Source organism: Chloroflexus sp. (assembly GCF_056331925.1).
In genome coordinates this window covers 39,348-64,281 of the sequence record NZ_JBWGQH010000024.1, presented here as the reverse complement: position 1 = coordinate 64,281, position 24,934 = coordinate 39,348, and the positions used below count along the sequence as shown (strand labels likewise).

21 protein-coding genes are annotated in these 24,934 nt (G+C 55.6%); 7 read left to right on the top strand and 14 right to left on the bottom strand.

Features of this window, described 5'->3' with window-relative positions; all coding sequences use genetic code 11:
- Positions 1 to 9 precede the first annotated feature (9 nt).
- Genes AC01ZF_RS13075 through AC01ZF_RS13065 form a run of 3 tightly spaced genes read right to left on the bottom strand, consistent with a single transcriptional unit; the run spans position 10 to position 3,005 of the window.
- Complete coding sequence (locus AC01ZF_RS13075) at positions 10 to 987, bottom strand: electron transfer flavoprotein subunit alpha/FixB family protein (protein ID WP_424677089.1); 978 nt, start codon at positions 985 to 987, stop codon at positions 10 to 12.
- Between the two features lie 19 nt (positions 988 to 1,006).
- Positions 1,007 to 1,786, bottom strand: a complete 780-nt coding sequence (locus tag AC01ZF_RS13070) for an electron transfer flavoprotein subunit beta/FixA family protein (RefSeq protein WP_424677088.1) — start codon at positions 1,784 to 1,786, stop codon at positions 1,007 to 1,009.
- A 52-nt stretch (positions 1,787 to 1,838) separates the two neighbouring features.
- Complete coding sequence (locus tag AC01ZF_RS13065) at positions 1,839 to 3,005, bottom strand: STAS domain-containing protein (protein ID WP_476575410.1); 1,167 nt, start codon at positions 3,003 to 3,005, stop codon at positions 1,839 to 1,841.
- 154 nt (positions 3,006 to 3,159) lie between these two features.
- On the opposite strand from AC01ZF_RS13065, the gene argG reads away from it, so the two are divergent.
- Both argG and AC01ZF_RS13055 read left to right on the top strand, forming a co-directional pair.
- The gene (argG, locus tag AC01ZF_RS13060) at positions 3,160 to 4,509 is read left to right on the top strand and encodes an argininosuccinate synthase (RefSeq protein ID WP_424677086.1); all 1,350 of its coding nucleotides are present in this window, start codon (positions 3,160 to 3,162) and stop codon (positions 4,507 to 4,509) included.
- Between the two features lie 66 nt (positions 4,510 to 4,575).
- A complete protein-coding gene (locus tag AC01ZF_RS13055; protein ID WP_424677085.1) occupies positions 4,576 to 5,829 on the top strand; it encodes a PQQ-dependent sugar dehydrogenase in 1,254 nt (417 codons plus the stop codon).
- Positions 5,830 to 5,831: 2 nt separating this feature from the next.
- On the opposite strand, the gene AC01ZF_RS13050 is transcribed toward AC01ZF_RS13055, so the two are convergent.
- The 4 genes from AC01ZF_RS13050 to AC01ZF_RS13035 form a co-directional block, all read right to left on the bottom strand.
- Positions 5,832 to 6,575 carry an EI24 domain-containing protein gene (locus tag AC01ZF_RS13050; protein WP_424677084.1) on the bottom strand — a complete coding sequence of 248 codons (744 nt, stop codon included), beginning with the start codon at positions 6,573 to 6,575 and terminating at the stop codon, positions 5,832 to 5,834.
- Between the two features lie 16 nt (positions 6,576 to 6,591).
- Positions 6,592 to 7,800: a glycosyltransferase family 4 protein gene (locus tag AC01ZF_RS13045; RefSeq protein ID WP_424677083.1), complete on the bottom strand. Its 1,209-nt coding sequence runs from the start codon at positions 7,798 to 7,800 to the stop codon at positions 6,592 to 6,594.
- A 66-nt stretch (positions 7,801 to 7,866) separates the two neighbouring features.
- The gene (locus tag AC01ZF_RS13040; protein WP_476575409.1) at positions 7,867 to 8,907 is read right to left on the bottom strand and encodes a C39 family peptidase; all 1,041 of its coding nucleotides are present in this window, start codon (positions 8,905 to 8,907) and stop codon (positions 7,867 to 7,869) included.
- 4 nt (positions 8,908 to 8,911) lie between these two features.
- Positions 8,912 to 10,195, bottom strand: a complete 1,284-nt coding sequence (locus AC01ZF_RS13035; protein ID WP_424677081.1) for a nickel pincer cofactor-dependent isomerase, group 22 — start codon at positions 10,193 to 10,195, stop codon at positions 8,912 to 8,914.
- A 177-nt stretch (positions 10,196 to 10,372) separates the two neighbouring features.
- On the opposite strand from AC01ZF_RS13035, the gene AC01ZF_RS13030 reads away from it, so the two are divergent.
- Together AC01ZF_RS13030 and AC01ZF_RS13025 are read left to right on the top strand one after the other, a co-directional pair.
- Positions 10,373 to 11,755, top strand: a complete 1,383-nt coding sequence (locus AC01ZF_RS13030) for an MFS transporter (protein WP_428132803.1) — start codon at positions 10,373 to 10,375, stop codon at positions 11,753 to 11,755.
- A gap of 141 nt (positions 11,756 to 11,896) precedes the next feature.
- Positions 11,897 to 12,493 carry a TetR/AcrR family transcriptional regulator gene (locus tag AC01ZF_RS13025; RefSeq protein WP_424677079.1) on the top strand — a complete coding sequence of 199 codons (597 nt, stop codon included), beginning with the start codon at positions 11,897 to 11,899 and terminating at the stop codon, positions 12,491 to 12,493.
- Positions 12,494 to 12,530: 37 nt separating this feature from the next.
- On the opposite strand, the gene glnA is transcribed toward AC01ZF_RS13025, so the two are convergent.
- Positions 12,531 to 13,865: a type I glutamate--ammonia ligase gene (gene glnA, locus AC01ZF_RS13020; protein ID WP_476575408.1), complete on the bottom strand. Its 1,335-nt coding sequence runs from the start codon at positions 13,863 to 13,865 to the stop codon at positions 12,531 to 12,533.
- A gap of 132 nt (positions 13,866 to 13,997) precedes the next feature.
- Positions 13,998 to 15,650, bottom strand: coding sequence for a DEAD/DEAH box helicase (locus AC01ZF_RS13015; RefSeq protein ID WP_424677473.1), 1,653 nt, complete (start codon positions 15,648 to 15,650; stop codon positions 13,998 to 14,000).
- A 225-nt stretch (positions 15,651 to 15,875) separates the two neighbouring features.
- On the opposite strand from AC01ZF_RS13015, the gene AC01ZF_RS13010 reads away from it, so the two are divergent.
- Positions 15,876 to 17,201: a response regulator gene (locus AC01ZF_RS13010; protein ID WP_424677472.1), complete on the top strand. Its 1,326-nt coding sequence runs from the start codon at positions 15,876 to 15,878 to the stop codon at positions 17,199 to 17,201.
- A gap of 94 nt (positions 17,202 to 17,295) precedes the next feature.
- Positions 17,296 to 18,468 (top strand): tyrosine--tRNA ligase, encoded by a 1,173-nt coding sequence (gene tyrS, locus AC01ZF_RS13005; RefSeq protein ID WP_424677471.1) that lies wholly within the window; start codon positions 17,296 to 17,298, stop codon positions 18,466 to 18,468.
- Between the two features lie 115 nt (positions 18,469 to 18,583).
- Here the strand turns inward: tyrS and AC01ZF_RS13000 are convergent, their stop codons facing one another.
- Together AC01ZF_RS13000 and AC01ZF_RS12995 are read right to left on the bottom strand one after the other, a co-directional pair.
- Complete coding sequence (locus tag AC01ZF_RS13000) at positions 18,584 to 19,225, bottom strand: thiamine diphosphokinase (RefSeq protein WP_424677470.1); 642 nt, start codon at positions 19,223 to 19,225, stop codon at positions 18,584 to 18,586.
- Between the two features lie 67 nt (positions 19,226 to 19,292).
- Positions 19,293 to 19,904, bottom strand: a complete 612-nt coding sequence (locus AC01ZF_RS12995; protein ID WP_476575407.1) for a LysE/ArgO family amino acid transporter — start codon at positions 19,902 to 19,904, stop codon at positions 19,293 to 19,295.
- 112 nt (positions 19,905 to 20,016) lie between these two features.
- Between AC01ZF_RS12995 and glgA the strand changes: the two genes are divergently transcribed.
- Positions 20,017 to 21,234 (top strand): glycogen synthase, encoded by a 1,218-nt coding sequence (glgA, locus tag AC01ZF_RS12990; RefSeq protein ID WP_424677468.1) that lies wholly within the window; start codon positions 20,017 to 20,019, stop codon positions 21,232 to 21,234.
- A 15-nt stretch (positions 21,235 to 21,249) separates the two neighbouring features.
- Here glgA and AC01ZF_RS12985 read toward each other — a convergent pair whose 3' ends face one another.
- From AC01ZF_RS12985 to AC01ZF_RS12975, 3 genes are read right to left on the bottom strand one after another with little or no spacing between them, the layout of a single operon-like run.
- On the bottom strand, positions 21,250 to 22,236 hold the full coding sequence (locus tag AC01ZF_RS12985) for an ABC transporter permease (RefSeq protein WP_424677467.1): 987 nt from the start codon (positions 22,234 to 22,236) through the stop codon (positions 21,250 to 21,252).
- 41 nt (positions 22,237 to 22,277) lie between these two features.
- Entirely contained in the window at positions 22,278 to 23,303 is a 1,026-nt protein-coding gene (locus AC01ZF_RS12980; RefSeq protein ID WP_428112965.1) for an ABC transporter permease, read from the bottom strand.
- An 11-nt stretch (positions 23,304 to 23,314) separates the two neighbouring features.
- Entirely contained in the window at positions 23,315 to 24,811 is a 1,497-nt protein-coding gene (locus tag AC01ZF_RS12975; RefSeq protein WP_424675891.1) for an ABC transporter ATP-binding protein, read from the bottom strand.
- Positions 24,812 to 24,934 lie beyond the last annotated feature (123 nt).

Here is a 24,934-nt window from a genome sequence, read left to right as displayed (position 1 = left end):
TCAGTTTACTTAACGATTCAGCCGCCGCTTCACCTCTTCCGTAAGCAACGGCAGGATTTCATTGACATCACCGACCACGCCAAAGGTAGCAATGCGGAAAATCGGCGCCTCAGGGTCTTTGTTGATCGCCACAATCGTGCGACTCGTCCGCATACCGGCCAGGTGCTGAATTGCTCCACTCACACCGGCTGCGATATACAGTTTGGGGCTTACCGTCTTACCAGTTTGACCAACTTGGTGCTCGTAAGGAACCCAACCATCATCGACAATGGCCCGTGAAGCCCCATATGCACCACCAAGTGCCTCGGCCAACGGCGGAATGAGGCGATAGTAGTTATCTTTGTTCCCCAAACCGCGACCACCGGTGACAATAATTGCCGCATCGGTGAGATTGACGGCTCCGGCCTTCGGTACCACCGATAACACCTCGGTACGCGGGGTAAGATCGGAGATGGTAAGTTCGGTAATTGGTGAACTGCGGTCGGGTTGCGCAGTTGCTTCCGGGAAACTCTGCTTCCGCACCAGCGCCACTACCGGCTTACTGGTAGCAAACCGATAGGTATTGATCACATTCCCACCGTGTGAAGGTCGGGTTGCTTGGATTGCGCCATCGACCACTTGCAGATCGATCGCGTCAACCACCAGACCGGCATTGAGATCGGTTGCCAGTGCTGCACCAAAATCGCGCATCTGGAAACTGCTACCGGCCAAAATAAGTGCCGGATTACACGCCTGCACTGCGGCCATTGCGGCTGCGACGTATCCATCGGTAGTATAGTGAGCCAGCACCGGCGCCTGTACCGTATAGACCTGATCGGCGCCGAAAGCACCGGCCTGCGCCGCGACAGATGTCGTCGGACCAATCGCCAGTGCAGCCAATCGGCCACCCAACGTGTCGGCCAATTGCCGGCCTTTGCCGAGCAATTCGCGTGAAATGGCGGCCAAATCAGTACCAACGGCTTCGAGAATGACTAATACGCCGCTCATAATCTGCTCCTTCCCGCGCTTAAATCACCTGATACTCCATTAGCTTATCGACCAGCTTGCGCACCTTCGTAGCGGCATCAGGGCCATCGATGATTTCACCTTTCGGACGCGGTGGCGGCGGTACCCGTGCAGCCAGTTGCGCCACCGGGGTTATATCGACAGCACTCAACCCCAGATCGGCGGCCGTCCAAACCGGTGGCTCGACTTTGGCAACCCGCTTGATCTTGAGCAGTGAGGGATAGCGCGGCTCATTGATATCCTTCACCACCGACATGACTGCCGGCAGGCGACAAGCAACCGTTTCGATCACACTTTCGAGATGGCGTTCCACCTTGATCGTGCCACCCGGCTGGAGTTCGAGCACCTTACCAACATAGGTCAACTGTGGCCAGCCTAATAAACGCGCCAGTGCAGGCGCAAACGCGCCACTTTCGTCGTCGGTGCTATTACGGCCGGTGATGACGAGATCAACATCGCCCAACTTACGGATCGCCGCCGCCGCAACACGTGCAGAAGCGATGGTATCAAGGTTCATAAACGTCGGGTCACTAAGCAACAGCGCATCGGTGGCACCCATTGCCAACGCCCGCCGCAATTGCTCAACCCATTCGGTAGTCCCAATCGACAAAGCGGTCATCTTGCCGCCGTGCTGTTCGTTCCAGCGAATGCCCTCTTCGAGCGCGTATTCGTCAAAGAGGTTGATGATCTTCTCGATTCCCTCGGCATCAATCGTCAGATCCGGTCGGATCTTGACCGAATTATCGCGAGGGACCTGTTTTAGACACACAACGATGTGCATGATGGCCTCCTTCGTACCAACGAACGGTAACGCACTGCATTATAACAGAGTGTTAGCTTACGAGACTCAGGGCCGAGGGAATATCACGGGCATACCGAAATAAACCGATGGGTAATTCGGTGAAAGCGAGCGCCTGTTCTGGCCGGACACCAACGAGGATAGCGGTTGCTCCTAACAATTGCGCACCACGTCCAACTCTTATGAGCGTCTGTGTTGTCGCTTCGTCAACTGCTGCTAGTCCATGAACATCGATCACCACCGCTCGTGCTCGTCGTTGCTGAATTGCATTAAGGACAGTCTGCTCAAGCTGAGCACTTCGCTCGGCATCAAGATACCCAACGAGTGGTAAAAAGATCGTGTGCGGACCGAGGGCCGTTATCGGTAAGCTTAAGGCCCGAATAGTCGCCTGCAATTGCACTTCGCGCTCGAGCTGTGCCTGCTGGGTCTGCAATGCAGCGGTTAATTGTTGTTGGCGGTGATAATTGGTGTCGATCAGATGCTGAAACGCATCACGCAATCGCTGGAGCTGATTAATCGGGCTGATTTGACTAAGCACACCATAGCTATCGGATGTTGTCAATCGTTCGGCATCGATGGTGAGGCGATCAACACTCTTCCCAACTTGCCAGATCAGCGAAACGGCTAAGCTAAGAGCAATTGCGATTGATATACTGACAATGGTAGCTGCAATCCAGAAACCTTCATTAATAATGCGCTCAAGGGCAGCAATTCGCGCTAGATACTGCACTTCATATTCACGTTGTGCACCGATTGCCAGACTATGAATGGCACGAATGTTACGATGATAATCAACACTTTGCAGCAGCTCTTGGGCACGCTGACGATCACCACGATCAAGGAACGTCAGGGCGGCATCATGCTGGGCAATCATCGTTTCAACACGCGCCACAAGTTCGAGTTCGATAAAACCTTCATGGATTGAAGTATATTCCCGAAAAAAGCGTTGCGCTTCTGTGCGAATCTGCTCGAGCTCACGCCGACTCAACTGATAACCGTTGACAAGTTCGCTCACATAATATTGTTCGAGTAAGATGATCGATTCGCCTTGCGCTACTTCAACCAGATTACGGGCACTTCGATCAACTGCATCAACTGCCTCAGCCACTCGTCGCTGTGAATAGAGAGCAATCCCACCAATGATCGCTAACGCCACTAGCAGTGGAGAAAGTGAAACGAGAAGGCGTACACGTAGATCCATAATACTCACTCATTTGATAAACCAATTGTCTCTACTGGTCATTGTACCATTGCTTCCTGTGGCGGTGTACAATCACGCCGATAAGAACTTCCCTGCTATAATACGGCAGACACGGACCAACACTATTTGGTATAAACGAGAAAAGAGCAACACTATGGCAAAGATTTTGCAGCACCTACCGGTCGGTGAGAAGATCGGGATCGCGTTTTCCGGCGGTCTCGACACCAGTGCCGCTATTCACTGGATGCGGGCAAAAGGTGCAATTCCCTACGCTTACACCGCAAATCTCGGTCAGCCCGACGAACCTGACTATGAAGATATTCCGCGGCGGGCACTGCTGTATGGCGCCGAGGCGGCACGACTGATCGATTGCCGTCACCAACTCGTTGCCGAAGGGTTGGCAGCACTACAATGTGGAGCCTTCCACATCTCAACCGCCGGTCTGCCGTACTTTAACACCACCCCCCTCGGTCGTGCCGTTACCGGAACGATGCTGGTTGCGGCAATGCGTGAAGATGGCGTCAATATTTGGGGTGATGGTAGTACCTACAAAGGAAATGACATCGAACGTTTCTATCGTTATGGGTTGCTCGTCAACCCCAATCTGCGCATCTATAAGCCGTGGCTCGATCAGGCGTTTATTGATGAGCTGGGTGGGCGCGCTGAGATGTCGGCGTACTTGAGCCGAGCCGGACTAGAGTATCGCATGCCGGCCGAAAAGGCGTACTCGACCGACTCGAACATTCTTGGTGCTACTCACGAAGCCAAGGACCTCGAGTTTCTCAACCGCAATATCACGATTGTCAATCCGATTATGGGAGTCGCGTTTTGGCGACCAGAAGTGCAGATCGAGTACGAAGAGGTGCGGATTACCTTTGAAGAAGGGTTCCCGGTCGCAATTAACGGGACTACCTTCCGCGATCACGTTGAGTTGATGCTCGAAGCCAACCGGATCGGGGGCCGGCACGGTCTGGGTATGAGCGATCAGATCGAAAACCGGATTATCGAAGCGAAGAGCCGTGGTATCTATGAAGCACCGGGAATGGCACTGCTCTTTATCGCTTACGAACGGCTGGTTACCGGTATTCACAACGAAGATACTATCGACCAATACCGTGAGTACGGACGCAAATTGGGACGGTTGCTATACGCCGGACGTTGGTTTGACCCGCAGGCGATGATGATCCGTGAGTCGCTGCAACGTTGGGTAGCCCGCCTCATTACCGGTGAGGTAACTATCGGTTTGCGACGAGGTAACGACTATTCGATCCTCGATACCAGTTCACCGAATTTGACGTATGACCCCAGCCGGTTAACAATGGAGAAGGGGGAAGCCAGTTTTACCCCCCAAGATCGGATCGGTCAGTTGCATATGCGCAACAATGATATTGCCGATACACGTAAGAAGTTGTTGGTGTACTTGCGTACCGGCTTACTCGGCGAGAGTGGCGTGTTGCCCCAACTCACCCCACCGAGTGATGAGAGCACGACGACGCAAGAGTAAAATGGAGGTTCACCCTTGTCGCGGCGTTGTACCACGACGCCGCGAATACCAAACCGGGCCTGACAGATGAAGCGTATCCCGATAATCCTCATTGTGGCTGGAGCAATCGCACTCCTCACCATTGCCTGGACGCAACCTGCACAGAATCTTTTTTTACCGCTAATCAGCCGTCTACCGGTTATTCCACCGGCAGACGAAGTGGCGGCCCGTCTCCAAGTGGCCGAAGGCTACGTCGTCCGTTTGTATACCGGCGGGCTCAGCCGACCACGCCTGATGGCAATAGGACCTGATGGCGCACTGTATGTCGCCGAGCGAGGCGCGAACCGGATTGTACGACTGGTCGATAGAGATAGTGATGGGTATGCCGACACGCCACAACCGGTTGTGATCAATCTGACAGGGGTACATAGTCTCGAATGGTACGCGGGTGATCTGTACGCCGCGGGTAATGCAACGGTTTGGCGATTGCGTGATGTGAACGGTGATGGGCAATGGAGTGTCGATGAAATTGTCGCAGTAGTGACAGATTTACCTAATGATGGCGGTCATTCAACCCGCACCGCACGGATCGGGCCGGATGGAATGCTCTACGTATCGGTCGGCTCAAAGTGTAACATTACCGTCAACTGTAGCGAAGGCGACCCTCGCCGGGCCGCTATCCTTCGTTATACGCTCGATGGGGGTATTCCCACCGACAATCCCTTTGCCAATGACCCTGATCCGCGTCGCCGCGTAGTGTGGGCTGAAGGGTTGCGCAACAGCGTTGATTTCATCTTCTTGCCTGACGGTCGGTTATGGGCGACCCACAACGGTAGCGATGGTTTGGGGAATGATCTGCCACCAGAAGAGGTGGTGATTGAGGTTGAACGTGGCAAACACTACGGCTGGCCCTACTGCTACACCGCCGAGCTGGGTCCGGTACCTCCCAACGCGCAAGAGGTTCGTGACACCCGCGTTCCGCTTGATGCAGCGTTTACCGGCTGCGAACAAGCAACACCAGCTCTTTTCACCGATGCAGCTCACTCGGCGCCGTTGGGGATTGATCGGTTGGCGAATGGCGATGTGTTGATCGCCTACCATGGCTCGTGGAATGCTGATGAAACGCCGCGTGATTGCCGCATGCAACGGATTCGCGTCACCGAGGGACGGCCAGTCTCGGCAGAGCCATTCTTGACCGGCTTCCGTGATAATCCGCAACAGGAATGTGGCAGTGCATGGGGCCGACCGGCCGGAGTCACAGTTGCCCCGGACGGGACGATCTTTGTCTCAGATGATAAAAACGGGCATATTTATCGGATCGTACCGGTTGGTAGTCAGTAATGCTACGAGGTTGCCGGTTCGGTTGCAGCCACATCGCAGTAAAAAAGCGTGCCGGCAGTAATACAGATGGGCACGGCCAGCAAGTTGAGCAACGGAATACTCACCAGCCCTAAACAGATCAACCCAAATCCGGCACTGGCCGGCAAATGACGGCCGATGAAACCGAGCTTCGCACGGAACGCTAATCGTCGTCGTTCGAGTGGAGGATCAAAAAAGTCAAGACAAGCAATCGTTACCCCAAGTGCTATGCCGATTATCGTCGCCAGCACTGAGCCAATACCGGGGAGAACGTTGAGCAACAGTGCTGGGAGACCGATTGTCACCGTCAGCAGGAGCTTTTTTATTTCAAAGAGCAAAGCGCCTCCTAGATCACGAACGATATGAGCGGGCGTCATTTGAGGTGCGGTGAGCATGACACCTCGGAGCCGTTCTTCGAGTACTTCAGAAAGCCGACTGTAAAAAGGCGAACCGAGTACAACACCAAAACGCACCAGCAGATAGCCCAACCCGATGAAGAGAGTGACTACCAAGATACCACGTAGCACCCATGCAATCCACCCCGGCCAATCGGCGACAAGTGTATCGATAGCGTGAAATCCGGCCAGCATCAAGGTCGTATAGAGCATGACCCCGACAAGAAGATTCAGACCAATCGGAATGGCAACATAGCGCCACAATCGCGGTTGACCGATAAGGAGACGAAGGGCGCGCCAAGGATAGCTAAACCCGATGAACAACCCTCGCATACACAACCCAATCGTTTCAATGAGCCAGCACCTTGATCAAACGTGGCACAATCTGCGACCAGTCGTAATGAGTGCAAACAAACGCACGTCCGGCCTGACCAAGCTGCCACGCCAATGACCGGTTGGTCACCAACCGGAGCACAGCTTGCGCCATTGCCTGTGGCGTATCGGCGAGCAACAGATGTTCGCCATCACGCAAACCGGGAATACCTTCAGCGCCCATCGTTGTACACACCACCGGTGCAGCCATCGCTAATGCTTCGAGCAACTTCAAGCGCGAACCACCCCCAATGCGCATCGGAATAACGACCACAGCGGCACTCGCCAATACCGGACGGGTATCGGCCACTTCGCCGGTGACAATCACCGTTTCACCATCGTGCAGCGCTGCTAATGCACGATGGGGTCGGCGTCCGATCAGATGCAAGCGCACTTCAGGAAGTTGCGCACGGATCAAGGGAAGCACTTCATGGACAAACCAAAGCACCGCATCGACGTTAGGCCGATAGTCGAGGGTACCGATAAACACGAGATCGTGGCTCGGCAGTGGTGGTGGAGTAGGCGGGACAAAATGCGAACAGTCAACGCCATTCGGCACCAACTCCAACCGCACACGAGGGGCTAATCGCCGCAAAGCTGCTGCATCCTCAGGCGAAACAACGAGCACGCGCTGAGCAGTTTCTAACACACGTCGCTCGAAGGTGACCAACTTGAGCCACTGTATCAACGAGTAGCTCCCACCGATCAATGCCGTGGGTCGTGGGAGACGACGTAAATCATTGAGTGCTGCCCGTCGTTGGAGCAGGTATTCGGCATTAAATTCATCAAGTATGGTGTAAAACCCACACCGAGCGGCCTGCAATAAGTACGGTGCCATCTCGATACTTTCGGCCAGCACCGCATCAAACTGCGTTCTGGTCAGCAATTCGGCCAGTTTTGTGACATACGAAGCACTCGCATTGCGCAATGCCATATCAGGCAATGGACTGAAGAGGGTCGTTAATGCCCGTTGGGCTAGCGAACGAGGCGGTGGGCCAAGCACAACTTCAACCTGAGCTAATGCGTGCAGTGGTTGCAGAGCGGCAATCGCTGTTGCATCAGGGGCGAACGTCAGTAACGTTACGGAGTACCGGTTAACCAATCCACGCAACAGGTGATAAATCCGCAGTGCACCACCGCTGTGGGGTGGATAAGGCGGGTATGGCGAAAGCATCAAAATATGCATACAGGTCTATCGTAAGAGCAAACTGACCCTGTGCTGAGAAGCGCGCAGAGTGTGTACGTAGTCGAGTCAGATCCATGCATCAACGGGACCGGGAACAGGACACGGCCAATCAGGCGGGTAGATGAGGTACACCGTACCATTTGACTTGGCTTGCCACGCTGTGGCAAGCTGAGTTTGCGGATACGCACGCAAGATACGATCCCGCCCGGCCGGTTCAGCAATCAAGGCATGTGTCTCGGTAAAACCACGCACGATAGTCAAATGCCCACTCGTTCGCTCTGGAGCATCGTTGATTTGCCCTTTCTCCCACGCCAAGCTGATAATCACCGGTACACCGGCTGCTGTCCAGCGTCCTACTTGTTCAAGCGTATCAAAGCGTGTAATGTAGGCACGCAGACCGAAGCGAGCAGCAAACGCGGTGTTGAACGACCAATTGCCGGTACCATTCCAACCCGGATCGAAGATACCGGCTACCGTTAGATGGGGCAATGTCGTCCCATCGGCAAACTGAGCGAGACGTGGATTGAGCAATTGCGCATACCAATACGCCAACACCATATGAACAGCCGTCGGACTACACCAGCCTGCACCATCGGGGTAGTCATATTGGCCGATCAAGAGCGGCAGCGCAATCGCCGATAAGGCTGGCGGCGCCGACATTACCTGAGGTGGTGCCGTTGTGGTTATACAAAGGTACAGGTCGAACAATCGCGGCATATCAACACCGGGTAAACCGCAGAGCAACACCCGGACTTGCACTGCTTGTCCCGGCACAACCAAGCACAAGGTATCGGTTGCTACAGCAGCATGCTCATCTTGCTGCGACTCGAAACTTGTCCGGTGAGAACCATCGTCACCCCACACTGCCATCCGGTACCACTTACTCCACCGACCCGACTGTTGCACACGTAATTGCACTTCAATCCAACCATCAGATGGTGTATCGGCAGCCCAGCTCGGGATCAGTTCAATGGCCTCATTGACCGCGAGAGATGGGCTAATCAACGCAATCCGCGCGTAGGGGTCATCATCAGGAAGAGGGGCAGCGCGTTCCCAACGATCTATTGCGACTTCATCCCAGTGGTGGAGCAGATGGTGGGTGGGCATCAGTTTATTCTCCCATCGTATCGAGGATCCATTCAGCCGGTCCGAGCAATTCGAGATCAGGGTTGTTACTCACTTCCGTCAATAGTGCCTCGCTTACCAGCAACTCTTCCAGATGTAGGGTATCAGGAATGCGGACTAAGCGCACGGCCATCGGATCAGGCTGACCACACGTCTTGACCGCCATTGCTACTGCGTCGCGCTCGGTGGGCAGGGTAATCGGCAAACCACCCTTGCAAAGACCGACCAAGCCGGCAGTCAACACATTAACATAGGTCGTGTGAAAATCGATCTTTGCCGCAAGACGAGCAGTCGTAATATCGGCCAGACCAATGCCATTGGCGTTTCCGTGGGTTTCCGGGGTGAGATCGAGAACAACAATGACGTTAATCACCGGCCGATCAGGTGGTGGCTCACCGGGGATGGGCAAACGTCCGATCACGTTCGTATCCATACCGGTACCACTGATATTTTTGCCGATCCGATCAACCACCAATACATCAAGCCGGTCAAACGGCAAACGCGCCATCATCTCTTTGCTGCGCACCAGCAGAGCTGCTTCACCGGGACCGCCAATCTCGGTGGGAGGGAGCGCGACAATCGCCGCGGTCTGATCACGGGCATCTTCGAGAATCGCCAAACCAGCCAGTACCCTGCCACGCTCGACGATCAAACGCGCCATGGGAACGATCTGCTCTTTCAGGCCGTAGACAGCCGTGCGATGCACGATTTCAGCGCCTTGACGCTTTCCCAACCCCACCGCGCACATTTTTGCCAGCCCACTCTCAATCGGCGCCTTGAACGAGGTATGGGTTTTGATACGGTTGATCACCAGTACGCCATCTGCCTCAAACGCAAAGCGATCCATATAGACCGGTGTGCCATCGGCGATAGTGCCTAACTCAACCACTTCCATTGTTGCCCGGATCGGACAACCCACAGAAGCTTCGGTAATACCCAGCGACGCCAATAGAGCCACCTGCCCGGCAGCAGTGGCACCGCCATGACTCCCCATGGCCGGCACAATGAACGGTTCGGCTCCGTGATCACGCAACCATGCGACTGCTGTAGCTGTAATCTGCACAATATTGGCAATACCACGACTGCCGGCAGTAACAGCAATACGCATACCGGGCCGAATCTGTGCCGCTAAGCCGAGCCGATCAAGTTCGCTGCGAACGGCAGCCGTCACATCGGCGATGGGGGCAGTCTGCCAGCGTTGGCGAACGCGGAAGAGCGGAGGAAGTGGCGTATCAGCGCGAATAGATTCGATATTGAGCGTGATCTGCATACGGCCTCTCGTAGAGCGATGACAATACGCTGTCGAGATTGTCGAGCGCCTGTTTATTGTATCACGGAGGATACGGCGAGGTTTTGATTCTAGACTAGACAAGTCTTTTATCAAGTGCTATATTAATTACCGACCGGTCGGTCGGTTTTATTGCGATTATCAAGGAGTGTGAGTCGTATGGTCAACGAACATCAGCGCAACCAGATCCTCGGCTTGTTGTTCTTCGGCGTGTTAATGGCAGCGCTCGATATTGCCATCGTCGGGCCAGCATTGCCGGTAATTCAGCGTGTATTTACGGTTAGCGAGCGACTGCTGTCGTGGGTTTTCTCGATCTATGTGCTTGGCAATCTAGTCGGAACACCGATGATTGCCGCCCTCTCTGATCGGTTTGGTCGGCGGGCGTTGTATGTTCTGAGCTTAAGTGGCTTCGCGCTTGGTTCACTCATCGTTGCCCTTGCACCATCGTTTTCGGTACTCCTAGTCGGGCGGTTGTTACAAGGCCTTAGTGCCGGCGGTATTTTCCCGGTGGCCAGCGCAGTTATCGGCGACACATTTCCGCCAGAACGACGTGGATCGGCTCTCGGCTTGATCGGTGCGGTCTTCGGGATCGCGTTTCTGATCGGTCCGATCATTGGTGGGCTGTTACTCTTGCTCGGTTGGCAATGGTTGTTCTTGATCAATTTGCCAATTGCGGCAATCCTCGTCGCCTTCAGTTTGCAACTCCTACCGGGACGCACAGCAACAAGCAGTGCGCCCTTCGATCTCGCCGGCTTGCTGGTGTTGGGGGTCATGCTGAGCAGTCTCGCATACGGCCTCACCGAACTTGATCCAGATGCAATCCGTACCGGGAATATACCATTCTTTGCGGTAGGCGCCTTGATTGTCGCCGTATTGCTAATACCAGCTTTTATTACCATCGAGAAACGAGTCGTCGAGCCAATTTTGCAGCCATCTATCTTTCGTTCACGTCAAATCTGGCTGACAGCGGCCTTAGCCATTGGTGCCGGCATTGCCGAGTCGTCGATTGTCTTCGTGCCGGCGTTGCTGACGGCGGCACACGGTGTGAGCAGTTCGACTGCCAGTTTCATGCTCTTACCGGTGGTGTTAGCGATGGCGGTTGGATCACCGGTTTCGGGTCGGATGCTCGATCAATTTGGGTCGCGGATTGTGGTGACCATCGGTGTGATCTTGAGCGGTGCAGGGCTTGTGGTGCTCGGTGCGCTACCGATGAGCATCGTCGCCTATTATCTTTCCGCGATTGTGTTCGGGATCGGCTTGGCCATCCTGCTCGGAGCATCGTTACGGTACATTCTGCTGAATGAAGTTCCGGCCAACGAACGCGCAGCAGCGCAAGGATTACTTACCGTCACGATGGGCGTTGGGCAGTTGCTCGGCGCGGTGTTGGTTGGCTTGATTGCCGCCACCGGTGGCGGTGGCGCCGGTGGGTATGGGTTGGCCTTTTTAGCCATTGGTATCGTAATGCTTGCCTTGACCTTTGCCGGTTTGGGATTGAAGAACCGGGTGGCCGAGAAGGCAACAGCACTGGCCCACGCAGGATAACGCAAAGGCGCAGAGGAGGTAAAGACACAAAGGACACATCGGCGGAACGCGCGGCACGGCGTCTCCTTCCCAACGCATTGGGGGCCCTAAGCCATATGGTATGCTATAATCCATCACCTGAAACGGTATGCAAGGAGCGCCATGGTTCGACAACAAAGTTCAGACAAAATTCGAGACCGGATTATCAAAGAAGCCGCACGACTGATTGTCACCTACGGCTATGACGGTATCGCGATGCGTGAGATTGCTGAGGCTGTCGGGTTATCGAAGGCCGGACTGTATCATCATTTTCGTGATAAGGAAGAGCTGCTGATTGCCGTCTTGACCAATTGGTCAAACGAGATGGCGACATTAGCCGAGACCGCCGGACGCGAACCAACGGTACGTGCCCAATTAACGGCACTGGTGCGTGGCTTGTTTCAGCAAGCACCGGCACAACGCGCGTTGGTGAGGTTGAGTAATCAGGATATGCCACGGCTCAGTGAGTCGGCACGCCACAATGTGACTCAGTGCTACATCAACGGGCTGATCGGTCCAATCACGCAGATGATCAAGACCGGTATTGAGCGTGGTGAATTACGCCCGGTCGACCCCAAGCTCGCGACTTGGCTCCTATTGGGATTACTCTATCCCTTCTTTCACATTGAACAGGCAATGGTCGACGATAGCAGCACGGCGCTGGCCGATCTGATCATTACCACGTTCTTTGACGGGCTAAGCCAACCTCAAAGCCGGTGACACAGCCTACGGATCATCGGACAGGACACGCTGCTTATTAAAAGATCGCCAAATAGCGGTCAATTTCCCACTGCGATACATAAGCGCGGTAACTCTCCCATTCTTGCTGTTTAGCGTCGAGAAACCGCTCGGCAACCGACGGGCCAATTGCTTCGAGAATGGCCTCATCCTCACGCAGCGCATCGAGGGCAGCCCCAAGCGATGTTGGGAGCATTGTCAAACCGCGCGCACGCGGATCAACGTGGAAGAGATCTTCTTCGGCAGCGTCACGCAGCGGCAATTTGCGCTTGATTCCATCAAGGCCGGCGGCCAGCATCGCCGCGTAGGCAAGGTAGGGATTGCAGGCCGGATCCGGACAGCGCAGCTCGATCCGCGTCGCCTGATGGCGACCGGCGGTAATGCGCGGCACGCGCACCAGCGCTGAGCGATTGGTACGGCCCCACGAGATATGCACCGGTGCCTCGAAGCCGGGCACAAGCCGTTTGTAGGAATTGACCAGCGGCGCGAGCAGCACGCACATGCCGCGGGCATGGGCCAGCAAACCGGCAATGAAATGGCGAGCCAGCGGCGACAAGCCGTAGGGATCATCGGGATCGGCAAAGAGATTTTTCCCGCTCTCAACATCCAGCAGACTCTGGTGAACATGCATGCCGCTGCCGTTGACGCCAGCCATCGGTTTCGGCATAAACGTCGCGTGCAGGCCATTGATCTGGGCCACCGCCTTGAGCGCCACCCGTGCCGTCACCAGATGATCGGCGGAACGCAGCGCATCCGCGTAACGGAGATCGATCTCGTGCTGGCCAGGCGCGACTTCGTGATGCACCGCTTCAACGGTAATCCCCATTGCTTGCAAGGCACGAGCCATCTGACGACGAATGTGCGTGGCGAGATCGGTGGAAACATCGAAATACCCGGCCTTATCGTGTGGTTCGTGAATCCGCTCATTCTCATCAACCTTGAACAAGAAAAATTCCAGCTCCGGCGCGACCATAAAGCGATAACCGCTCGCCGCTGCTTGATCGAGTATCCGTATCAACACATTGCGCGGATCACCGGCAAACGGCTTACCATCGGGGGTATAGACCGAACAGATCAAGCGTGCCGTCACCATTCCCTCATGCCGATCCCATGGAACGACAGCATACGTGGTAAGATCAGGTACCAGATACATATCGCTCTCGACCATACGGGCAAACCCTTCGATGGACGAACCATCGAACCAAACCCCATGATCGAGGGCATCAGGTAGCTCCTCAACTGGAATTGTCACCGTTTTCCCGATTCCTAACACGTCGGTAAACTGCAAATGAACAAAAGCGACGTTATCGGCAGCAACACGGCGCAGCAGCAGGTCGCGCGGATCGACACTCATGCCTTCGCTCCTCCTTACTAGATGTAGCGAGTCCTTGCTTGTACTATAGCAGAAAACGGATTTAGGCAGCGCATATCGCCTGCCTAAATCCGTCTCAGCGTATTTGGACAATGTTCCTAACGAAGGTAAGGGTTATGCTGCAACCACTTCCTCTGAAACCAACACCGCCCGTACACGTTGACCACGCAGCGTCGTGCGATTGAGAGCTTGCAGTACTTGGCGTACTGCCCGACGTGGAACATCAACAAGGCTCATCCGCGCCTGAATTTCGATAGCACCAATACTCCGCCCAGACAAACCGGCTTCGTTGGCAATCGCACCAACAATATCGGCAGGCCGAATCTGATCGTTTCGACCAAGATTAAGACGGATGCGAGCCATACCGTTTTCGCGACGGGTAGGCCGTTCATCAGTGGCCGCACGCTTGGCACGTGACGAGCGCTCACCACGTTCAACCTGTTCGGAGCGGAGTGGTTCGAGGCGGGTAATCGTATCTACCTGTTCAGCTTCCGTCTCGTTGAGCAAGAGCTTGAGGGCCGCAGCAGCCAACGTGCGCAGATCGTGTTCAACGGTCAACTCGTCGACCAGATCCGTATACCTCGTGAGGTCGGGGGCCAGCATTGCCTCGTGCAACTGATCGCGCAGTGCCAAGCGGCGACGCGCAACAACATCGGCTAAGGTAGGCATCTGGCAGCGCTCGATCCGCGTGCGCGTCACCCGTTCAATGGTTTGGAGCATACGGCGTTCACGGGGGGTAATGAACGTGATCGCGACCCCAGCACGCCCGGCACGCCCGGTACGTCCGATCCGGTGAACATAGCTTTCAGGATCGGTCGGCACATCATAGTTAATCACGTGGCTCACTTCGGCAATATCGAGACCACGTGCCGCGACATCGGTCGCCACCAACACATCGAGCTGCCCCTCGCGGAAGCGCCGCATGACGCGATCGCGCACCGCTTGACTCAAGTCGCCGTGGAGCGACTCGGCCGCATATCCACGCCCTTGCAGCCGTTCACCGATTTCATCAACCTCTTGGCGAGTCCGGCAAAAAACAATCGCCAGTTGCGGCATCTCGGCATCGAGCACACGGCAGAGCGCATCGAGTTTATCACGGGCCAAGATCTCGTAATAAATCTGATGGATACGCGGGGTGGTCAATTGTTCGGCAGCAATACTCACCCGTACCGGTTGACGGGTATAGCGCAGGGTCAGACTCTGCACAGCGGGCGGCAGCGTCGCCGAGAACAGAGCCGTCTGGCGTTCGGCCGGGGTCAATTGCAAAATAGCCTCAAGCTCCTCGGCAAAACCCATATCGAGCATTTCGTCGGCTTCATCAAGCACAACTAAGCGTAGATGGTCGAAGCGCAACGTCCCCCGGCGCAAGTGATCGAGTACCCGTCCCGGCGTTCCAACAACAACTTGGACACCCTGCGCTAAGCCACGCAACTGACGCTCAATCGGCTGACCGCCGTAGATTGGCAACACGCGGAGTGCGCGATGGCGGCCATAGCGATGGATAGCCTCGGCCACTTGTATTGCCAGTTCACGAGTTGGCGCTAAGACGAGCGCCTGTACGACCGGTTCATCGGTCACTTGTTCAATCATCGGCAGCGCAAACGCCGCCGTCTTCCCGGTGCCGGTCTGGGCCTGAGCGATCACATCGCGACCGGCAAGTAACAAAGGAATGGCTTGCGCCTGAATGGGAGTTGGTTCGTCGTAGCCAAGCTCACGCAAGGTATGCAGAAGTGCATCGCTCAGGCCCAACGCAGCAAACGTCGTCATGGTAGTCCGTTTCACAATTACGAGTACGTTGTGACGCAACATGCGCCACGCAAGATGTATATTATAGCACAAATCGTACCTTTGAGAAGATCGTTATAGCAAACTTATGTTTGAAAACTAATACCTTCACGTCAAATAAGTGGGTATGGTATGCTATAGTCAATAATCGGACTAAAACAGAGCAAGTGTAGTAGATTCGACTTTTTCTCACCGTGGGAGCGTAGTATGACAGCACCGGCACGGATCCTGGTTGCCGAAGATGAAGCAGAGGTAGGGAAGCTCCTACACGAGATACTCAGGGGCGCAGGATACGAGGTCGAACTCGTTACCAACGGTGATCAGCTCGTGCGGCGCGCTCAAGCACAGCCACCGGATCTGATCATCGCCGATTTACTCATGCCGCTGATGGACGGTCTAGAGGCGATTCGCCAGTTACGCAACGATACACGTACTGCCCATTTACCGATGCTCATCCTTACCGCCATTGGCGATTCATCCCGTATCGTTGAAGGTTTTGAGAACGGTGCGGATGATTATATCACCAAACCGTATCATCGCGATGAGCTGTTGGCCCGTGTCCGATCGCATTTGCGGCGAGCTGCCCAGTTGCCCCAGCGCAACCCACTGACCGGCTTGCCTGGCAATGTCGTCATTCAAGCTGAGATCAATCGCCAACTTGCTCAGAAAGTCACGTTCGCGTTACTGTATATTGACCTCGACAACTTCAAAGCATTTAATGATGTCTACGGCTTCGCACGTGGCGATCGTGCCATCCATCTTTTAGCCAGGATTTTGCAAGATCAGATCAAACCCGGCGATTTTCTCGGCCACATTGGTGGCGATGATTTCGTCGTCCTTCACTTTGGTACGGATGTGGAGTCATTATGTCAGCAGATCATTCGCGTGTTTGATGAACAGATTCGTTCACTATACGATGAAGCTGACTTACAGCGCGGTTATTTGCTCGCAACCGATCGGTATGGTGTCCAGCGTCAGTTCGGTATTATCAGCCTTTCGATTGCCGTCGTAACGACGTATCATCGCACATTTGCCAACGTCGATGAGATGAGCCGAGTTGCCGCCGAGTTAAAGAAAGCTGCCAAACAAATTGCCGGAAGCAGTTACAAAATTGATCGGCGAAGTGATGGGCGTTGTGACGATAGTCAAGCTCCTACACCAATTGAACGACGCACCGGTCGTTCGCCCGATGCACTCATCATTTGTCAAGATGCGGTCGCGCGTGCAGCTATTGTTGCGACCCTGAATGTGCGTGGCTACCGTCTCTTTATCGCCGACAACGAAATTGCTGCACAGGGATTGTTGGCACATGAACCACAGCCAAAATTGGTGGTAGCAGAATTGTTCGATCTCAAAACTCTCACACTGTGGCGCCAGATTAATCACGATACACCACTCATTGCCCTGGCTCGCACCGAGCAAGAGGTCGTAAACGCCCGCACTGCCGGTGCGACAACGGTGATCTGGTTAAATAATAATCCGCTCGATCTCTCAGACCAGTTGCAAACCGCACTGGATACACTCAGCTTGTAAACACGGTATGCATCCAACGGCTTGACACTAATGCCACTGCCTGCTAGCATACACATCGTTTGAACCCACTCTAGAAAGCTTTGGAGCGTTTGGCATGGATCTGTCCGAGCTATTAAGTCGCGGCGTTGCCGAGGTAATTGTTGAAAGTGAATTACGCGCTCGCTTGCAAAGCGGGACGCCGCTGCGCCTGAAACAAGGGTTCGATCCCACAAAGCCCGACATGCACATCGGGCATGCCGTTGGGCTGCGTAAGTTACGCGCATTCCAAGAATTGGGCCATCAGGTGGTGTTGATCGTCGGTGACTGGACGGCGCAGATCGGTGATCCGAGCGGTCGCGACGAGACGCGCACCCGCTTGTCGGCGTCTGAAGTGCGCGCCAACGCCGAGACCTACATGGAGCAGTTTTTCCGGGTGGTTGACCGCCAACGCACCGAGGTGCGCTGGCAAAGCGAGTGGTTTGGCCAGTTTACCCTGGAAAACGCGCTCGATTTGGCCGGACGCTTTACATTAGCCCAAATGCTGGCGCACGAGACCTTCCGCAAACGTTACGAGACCGGCGCACCACTGACCATCCTTGAATTGATGTATCCGATGCTGCAAGCGTATGACTCGGTCGCGATTAGGGCTGATGTTGAGTTTGGTGGTACCGACCAGAAGTTTAACATTCTCGCCGGACGAGAGCTGATGGCACAGTTGGGCATGACTCCACAGCAGGTCTTCCTGGTACCGCTCATTCCCGGCACCGACGGGCGTAAGATGTCGAAGACGTTTAACAATACAGTCGATATTCGCATGCCGCCTGCCGAAATGTACGGACGTATTATGTCAATGAGCGATGAAGTACTGCCACTCTATTTTGAAGTACTGACCGATGTACCGATGGCCGAGATTGCCGAGATGAAGACGGCTATGGCTACCGGCCAAGTCAATCCCCGCGATCTGAAGATGCGATTGGCGCGCGAGATCGTAGCCCAATTCCACGATCCGGCGGCAGCGGTAGCGGCAGAAGCGACCTTTATTCGCCAGTTTGTCGAGCGGGAATTGCCGGAAGATATTCCGAACTTTACCCTTGAAGCACCCACCGGAATCGTGGATGTGTTAGTTGCCAGTGGTCTTGCACCGAGCAAAAGTGAGGCGCGTCGCTTGATCGATGGCGGTGGGGTGCGCGTTGATGGCGAGCGAGTGGAAGGTTACACGCTTACGATCAATCCCGGTGCGAATGTGGTAGTGCAGGTTGGTCGGCGAAAGTTTGTCCGTGTCGTGTAGGTAAATACCGCACGTGGCGGCGGTACTGCGCGCGGCAGGTAGGCCGGCGCAAATTTGTGCGTGTCGTGTAGGGCCGCATGGCCGTGCGGACGCTATCACGCCCGGAAATACGTCTTCAATGTGCGCGCGCCGTCCATACGATTAGTAGCGCCCCATCACGTACCTGCACCTGCGCCGGGGTCGCGGTAATCACGTTACTCACGCCGCGCGCCCGATCGTGCAGCAACGAGCCGTTGCGCAACGGGTACGCTAAGCCTTCGGTGGTGATACCGTGCGCATCGCCGCCGAACGGCAGCAGCGAGACGGTATCGCCGATCGCGCCGGGGATCGCGCTCTCGTCACGCACGAGCCAAATCTGTTGCGGATGATCGATCAGCCGCACCTGTCGCTCGCGCAGCTCAGCCATCCCTAACAACGATACATTGGCCAGCGACTGATCCCACCGCCCGCCGAGCGCGCCGATTATGTCGATTCGGCTCGCGCCGAGGTTCACCGCTGCTAGCAATGCCAACTCGAGGTCCGTCTCATCCTTATCAGGACGGTGGCGCTCAATTGCCACCCCCTGCGCTTGATACGCCGCCAAGGCCTCGGCTGCGATCGAATCGAGGTCTCCGATCAGCAGGTGCGGTGTATAGCCGTGGGCAAAGAGCGCCGTGCCCCCGCCATCAGCGGCAATTACCTGATCGGCAGCCGCCAGCAGATGATGGTATGGCGACAGATCAAGTCCCGGCGCATTAGCAACAATCACAACATACATCGCTCTCAACCTTACATCCCCGTATGGGCACAGCACTGTTACGCCGTCGTAGCGTCGCTGCGCCCTCTTAGCCAATCACCAACGCTACCACCCCAAACCCGCCAATAATCAACCCCGACACCACGTTGATCACCTGCAACATCGGCGGTGTGACACGCCCACGCATGAACCCCACCCCGCCGCTCAGAATCGTCCACCAGAGCGCCGAGCCAAGCGTAACCCCGGACACCAAGGCCAATCCGGCCCAGCCATCGGCGCCGGCGCTCAGCCCGAGACCAGCGAAGATCACGGTAAAGATCAGGATCGTCGCCGGGTTGGTGAGGGTCAAGAAGAGGGTAGACCCATACGCGCCGAGCAGTCCGCGTTTGGTCGGTTCTGGTTGGGCGACGATCGGCTGCGGTCGCGCCAGCATCGTGGTCAGACCGATCCAGAGCAACGCTACGCCACCCACGATACGCAAGATCGGACTGATGCCAAGCAGCCACAGACTGAGCGCCTGCAAGCCCAACGCCGCGATCGAACCATAGAGGGCATCGGCCGTCGCCGCACCCAACCCGCTGACAAACCCGGCGATCCGGCCATCGGTTATCGTCCGTCTCATGCACAGCAGACCGATGGGGCCGACCGGCGCTGCGATCGCCAACCCAAACAGCACTCCGCGAATGAACAGTTCGATCATCGTCTTCCCTTCTTTTTGGGGCATTATACGCGATCGCGCCTGATTCGCTCTCGGCAAAAGGATGTATACTGAAGGCATTGGTTCACTTTTGCACTAGTTCAAGAGGCTCGCTATGCCCGAACTGCGCCGTGTGGCAATCTTTACCAACGAATATCCACCGTACATCTACGGCGGAGCCGGTGTACACGTCGAATATCTGAGTCGCGCCTTGTCTCGCATTGTACCGGTCGAGGTGCGCTGTTTCGGCGATCAGCGGGTTGATGATCCCAACCTCACAGTACGTGGCTATCCTCGGTGGGAAGAATCCCGTCACAATACCGATCCGCGCTTTGCCAGCGCCGTCGACGCAGTCGCTCGTTCATTAGCGATGGCCAAAGACACCCTCGATGCGAGTATCGTTCATTGTCATACGTGGTACACCGATTTAGCCGGTCTATTTGCCAGTAAATTGTGGGGGATTCCTTACGTTCTCACCATTCACTCGCTCGAACCGCTACGCCCATGGAAGGTCGAGCAACTGGGCAACGCCTACCATCTCAGCTCGTGGATCGAGCGCACTGCCATCGAACAGGCCAATGCAGTGATTGCCGTCTCGCAAGAGACACGATCCGACATTTTGCGCCTATTTAACGTCGATCCGGCGCGGGTCCATGTGATCTACAACGGGATCGATTTGAACGAGTACCGCAAAACACGTGCAACCGATGCCCTCGAACGTTATGGCGTTGATCCAAACTGGCCGTTCGTGTTGTTTGTCGGGCGCATCACACGTCAGAAAGGGATCATTCATTTGGTCAATGCCATCCCGCAGATTGATCCGACAGCGCAAGTAGTGCTCTGCGCCGGCGCACCGGATACCAAAGAGATCGGGATCGAAATGGAGGAGCGGGTTGCCGCTGTGAGCGCACAGCGTCCTGGCGTAATTTGGATTCGTGAGATGTTACCACGCCAAGATGTTATCCAATTTTATTCACATGCTGCTGTCTTCTGCTGCCCAAGTGTCTATGAGCCGTTCGGCATTATCAATTTAGAGGCGATGGCGTGCGAAACCGCAGTAGTTGCTTCGGCCGTCGGTGGGATTAAAGAGGTGGTTGTACCGGAAGAGACCGGTCTGTTGGTCGATCCGAACCTCAAACCGGGCAGTTTTGACCCGGCCGATCCGACAGCATTTTCTGCCGATCTCGCTGCAGCCATCAACCGGTTGTTGGCCGACCCGACGTTGCGTGAACAATTTGGCAAAGCGGGCCGCCGACGGGTGGAACAGGTGTTTAGCTGGGAAGCCATCGCGCAACAGACAGTCGCCCTTTACCGTTCATTATTGACAGAATAGCCATGGGCCGCATCGTCATGGTCGTTCAAATGGTTGACCGAGCGCTGCCGGCGCGGTGGCACGTAAGTGGGTAACGACCCCAAGCAACGGTCGTTGCCATACTACCGGCAACGTCGTGATCCGGCGAAGGACTGTTGGAGATGAGGCCAAATTAACGAGCGCTAACACCCCGATCATCAGCACAAATGGAGCAACTTGCACGATCTGAGTAGGAATATCGGGGAGAGCACTCTGCGAACGGGTGGCGAAGATTTCAAGTGCCGCAAAAAGGTAGCAACCCAGCGCTACTCGTAACGGTCGCCACCCACCAAAAATGACAATTGCCAGCACGATCCAGCCAGTGCCAAAGGTATGGCGGTAGCTCCAGCCTTGCTTCAAATCGAGCGAAAATGCGGCTCCGGCGATACCAACCAATGCACCACCGATGATCAGCATTGCATAGCGCCAGCGGGTGACATCAACACCACGCGCATACACGGTTGCCGGGCGTTCACCCAACGCCCGTACAATGAGACCGAGTCGGGTATAGTAAAGAACATAAGCGGTAAGCGGAACTATGAGAAAACTGGTATAGATCACCGGATCGTGTCGGAAGAAGACGGTTCCTAATACCGGCAAATCAGCCAAACCAAGGATCGGAGAAAAGGGAACGGTGGGACCGGGCAGCCGCACAAACGGCGCCCCTAGAAACGAAGAGAGGTCGGTGCAAAGCAGGGCCAACACAAAGCCCACAGCGGTCTGCGATTGACCAAGAGTCAAACTAAACAGCCCAAGCACTGCGGCCACCACCGCACCGACCAGTGCTGCGGCAGCAAATCCGAGCAGTAGATTGTTCGTCGTCAATGCAACGGCAAAACCGGTCATTGCCGCTAGCAGCATCGTCCCATCGAGCGAGAGATTAATCACACCGGCTCGTTCACTAATCGTTTCACCCATCGCGGCGATGACCAATGGGGCAGCCGCCGCCAAGACTGCCGCGAGATCAATCCAAAGTTGATCCATACGAGCAACCCTTCACCCGGTTGGCGCTCTTGCACGCAAAGCTATTTCTGCACACGAGCCGCCAAGGCAAACAAGACCAACGCCCCTTGTAGCACACCGGCAATAGCACTATCAATGCCTAACGTGAGTGGCAACTGAATACTGCCAACGGTAAAGGTAGCAAAGGCAACCGAAATCGGCAACAACCACCGTGGATCGGCCCGTGCCAACAGCGCCACGAGTAAACCGATCAGACCGATCCCACTTGAAATATTAGGGATCAGCGCATGATGCACGGCGACGACCTGGATCATCCCGGCCACACCGGCTAATGCGCCACACGCAGCCAACGTTTCACCCATACGACGGGCGGTGGCGATCCCCAAGCGTCCGGCTACCGCCGGATTGAGACCCACTGCGCGCACCTCTAACCCCCAACGGGTGCCGGTGAGTGCCCACCACACCACCCCCAACGCAAGTACGGCAATAACCGGTGCAGCTGGTGCCAGCCGCAAGCGATCAAGGGTAGGTAGCCAAAGTTCACGTGGTAACAGCTCAGTGCCCGACAACGACGCCGAGGTTTGCCGTCGCCACGGACCCAAAACCATGTAGAGGGCCAACCCGCTGGCGAGAAAATTCATCCCCAAACCGGCAAAAATCTCACTCACGCCAGCATAACGACGCAGCGCACCGATCAGCATTGCCCAAAATGCCCCGCCGGTCATACCGCTCAACCCGGCTAGCAACCAGAGCAGTAGCGGCGGCCAATCGGGCCACAGCCGCAACGGTACCATCGCCGCGATCGCACCGACAATTATCTGCCCCTCAACACCGAGGTTGTACAAACCACCGGCAAAGGTGATGGTTAACCCGGTTGCGCAGAGCAACAACGGCGCGGCCAACATCATCATATCGCTCAGACGTACCGGCGTACTAAAAGCCCCGAAGAGAACGAGTCGGTAGGCCTCAAGTGGTGAAACACCGGTGCTCAGCAGTGCCACCGTTGTAAACGCAAAGGCAGCAGCCAGCACCAACAAAAACCGGGTTGCTCCGGTAAGCTGCTGCACATGAAAACTACCGCGTTCCATGGCTCACATCCCTATGCCGTCGCTACCAAAGCTTCAAAACCAACCCCACCGATCAACTCGGCCAGCCGCCCCACCGACAGTAATGCCCGCGGAATCGGCGGTCCGATCCGTCCCGCAAAGCACACAATGACCTCGTCGCTGTACTCCATAATTTCATCGAGATCGGGGGAAGCAAAGATAACACAACAACCGTCATCACGGCGGGCTTGCAACCGGCTCCAGATTGCGCGCGCCGACGCCACATCGAGGCCGCGCGTTGGCTGTTCAGCCAGAATACCGCGGGCATCCGGTGGGATGAGCGCTAACATCGCACGCTGCTGATTACCACCCGATAGCGCAGCAATCGGGGTGATCGGTGTTGCTTTGATCTGATACTCTGCAATCGCTTGTCGGGCCAGTTCCTCCGCCCGACGCCGATCGATCAACACACCGGATCGTTGCAACAGCGCAAAATGATCGGTCAGCGACAATGCACCGATCATCCCATCGTGCAGACGATCGGCCGGTAGGTATTCTATCCCAGCCTGGCGGAACACCAGCGGCCCTGCACCGCTCAAGTCACGACCATTCACCAACACCTGTCCCCTTTCAGGTGCCAATTGACCGGCAAGCAGACGGAGCAACACTTGCTGACCGCTCCCATCAAGCCCGGCTAACCCAATGATACGTCCCGCAGTAAAGCGATGATTCAAATCAACCAACTGCAACATACCACTCCGCACCGTCACATGCTTCAATTCCCAAACCGGCGGTGCATCAATAGTGGGCAGGGGACGGTACATGGATGAAGCAGTACCGGCATCACCAAACATCAACGACAACAAATATTCTTGCGGTTGTGGCATTGGCAATTGACCGGGAGGCATCACCCGTCCGTTACGGAGCACCGTCACGGTATCGCACAACTCGGCCACCTCTTCCAGTTTATGCGATACAAATAGGACAGTTCGTCCCTCGGCGGCAATTTGGCGCAGCGCCGCAAACAGCGCGCGAGCTTGCGCAGCGGTAATGCCGGTCGTTGGTTCATCGAGAATAAGCACCTGTGCGCCACACAACAGTAAGCGCATGATCTCTACTTGCTGGCGCTGACCGACCGTCAACTGTTCGATGCGGGCTGTCGGATCGACCGTGAAGCCTAGCTGTGCGGACAATTCGCGCAGTGCCATCTCCGCAGCTCGTCGTGAACGAAACACACCCGGTGGAGCGGCACAGAGCAGATTTTCGAGCACAGTAAACGCCGGAATATCAAGTGGTTCTTGATGAACCATCCCCACACCGGCAGCGAGGGCATCCCCCGGCCCACGCAACCGCTGGATCACACCGTTAAATCGAATCTGACCCTCATCTGGCCGTAGATACCCGGCCAGCAATTTCATCAGGGTACTCTTACCGGCGCCGTTTTCGCCCAACACCCCGTGAATCTGGCCAGATGCAAACGAGATGGACAGTTGATCATTGGCGCATACCGCACCGAAACGTTTTGTAAGCTGTTCAACCGTGATTTGCATGGGTTGGGTTACATACAGGTAAAGACCGCTGGCTTTTGATAACGCCCCCTTTGTCATTGCGCACGCAGCGAGCAATTTGCCAATTCAGCACGCCAAAGATGTCTCGCTTCGCTCGACATGACA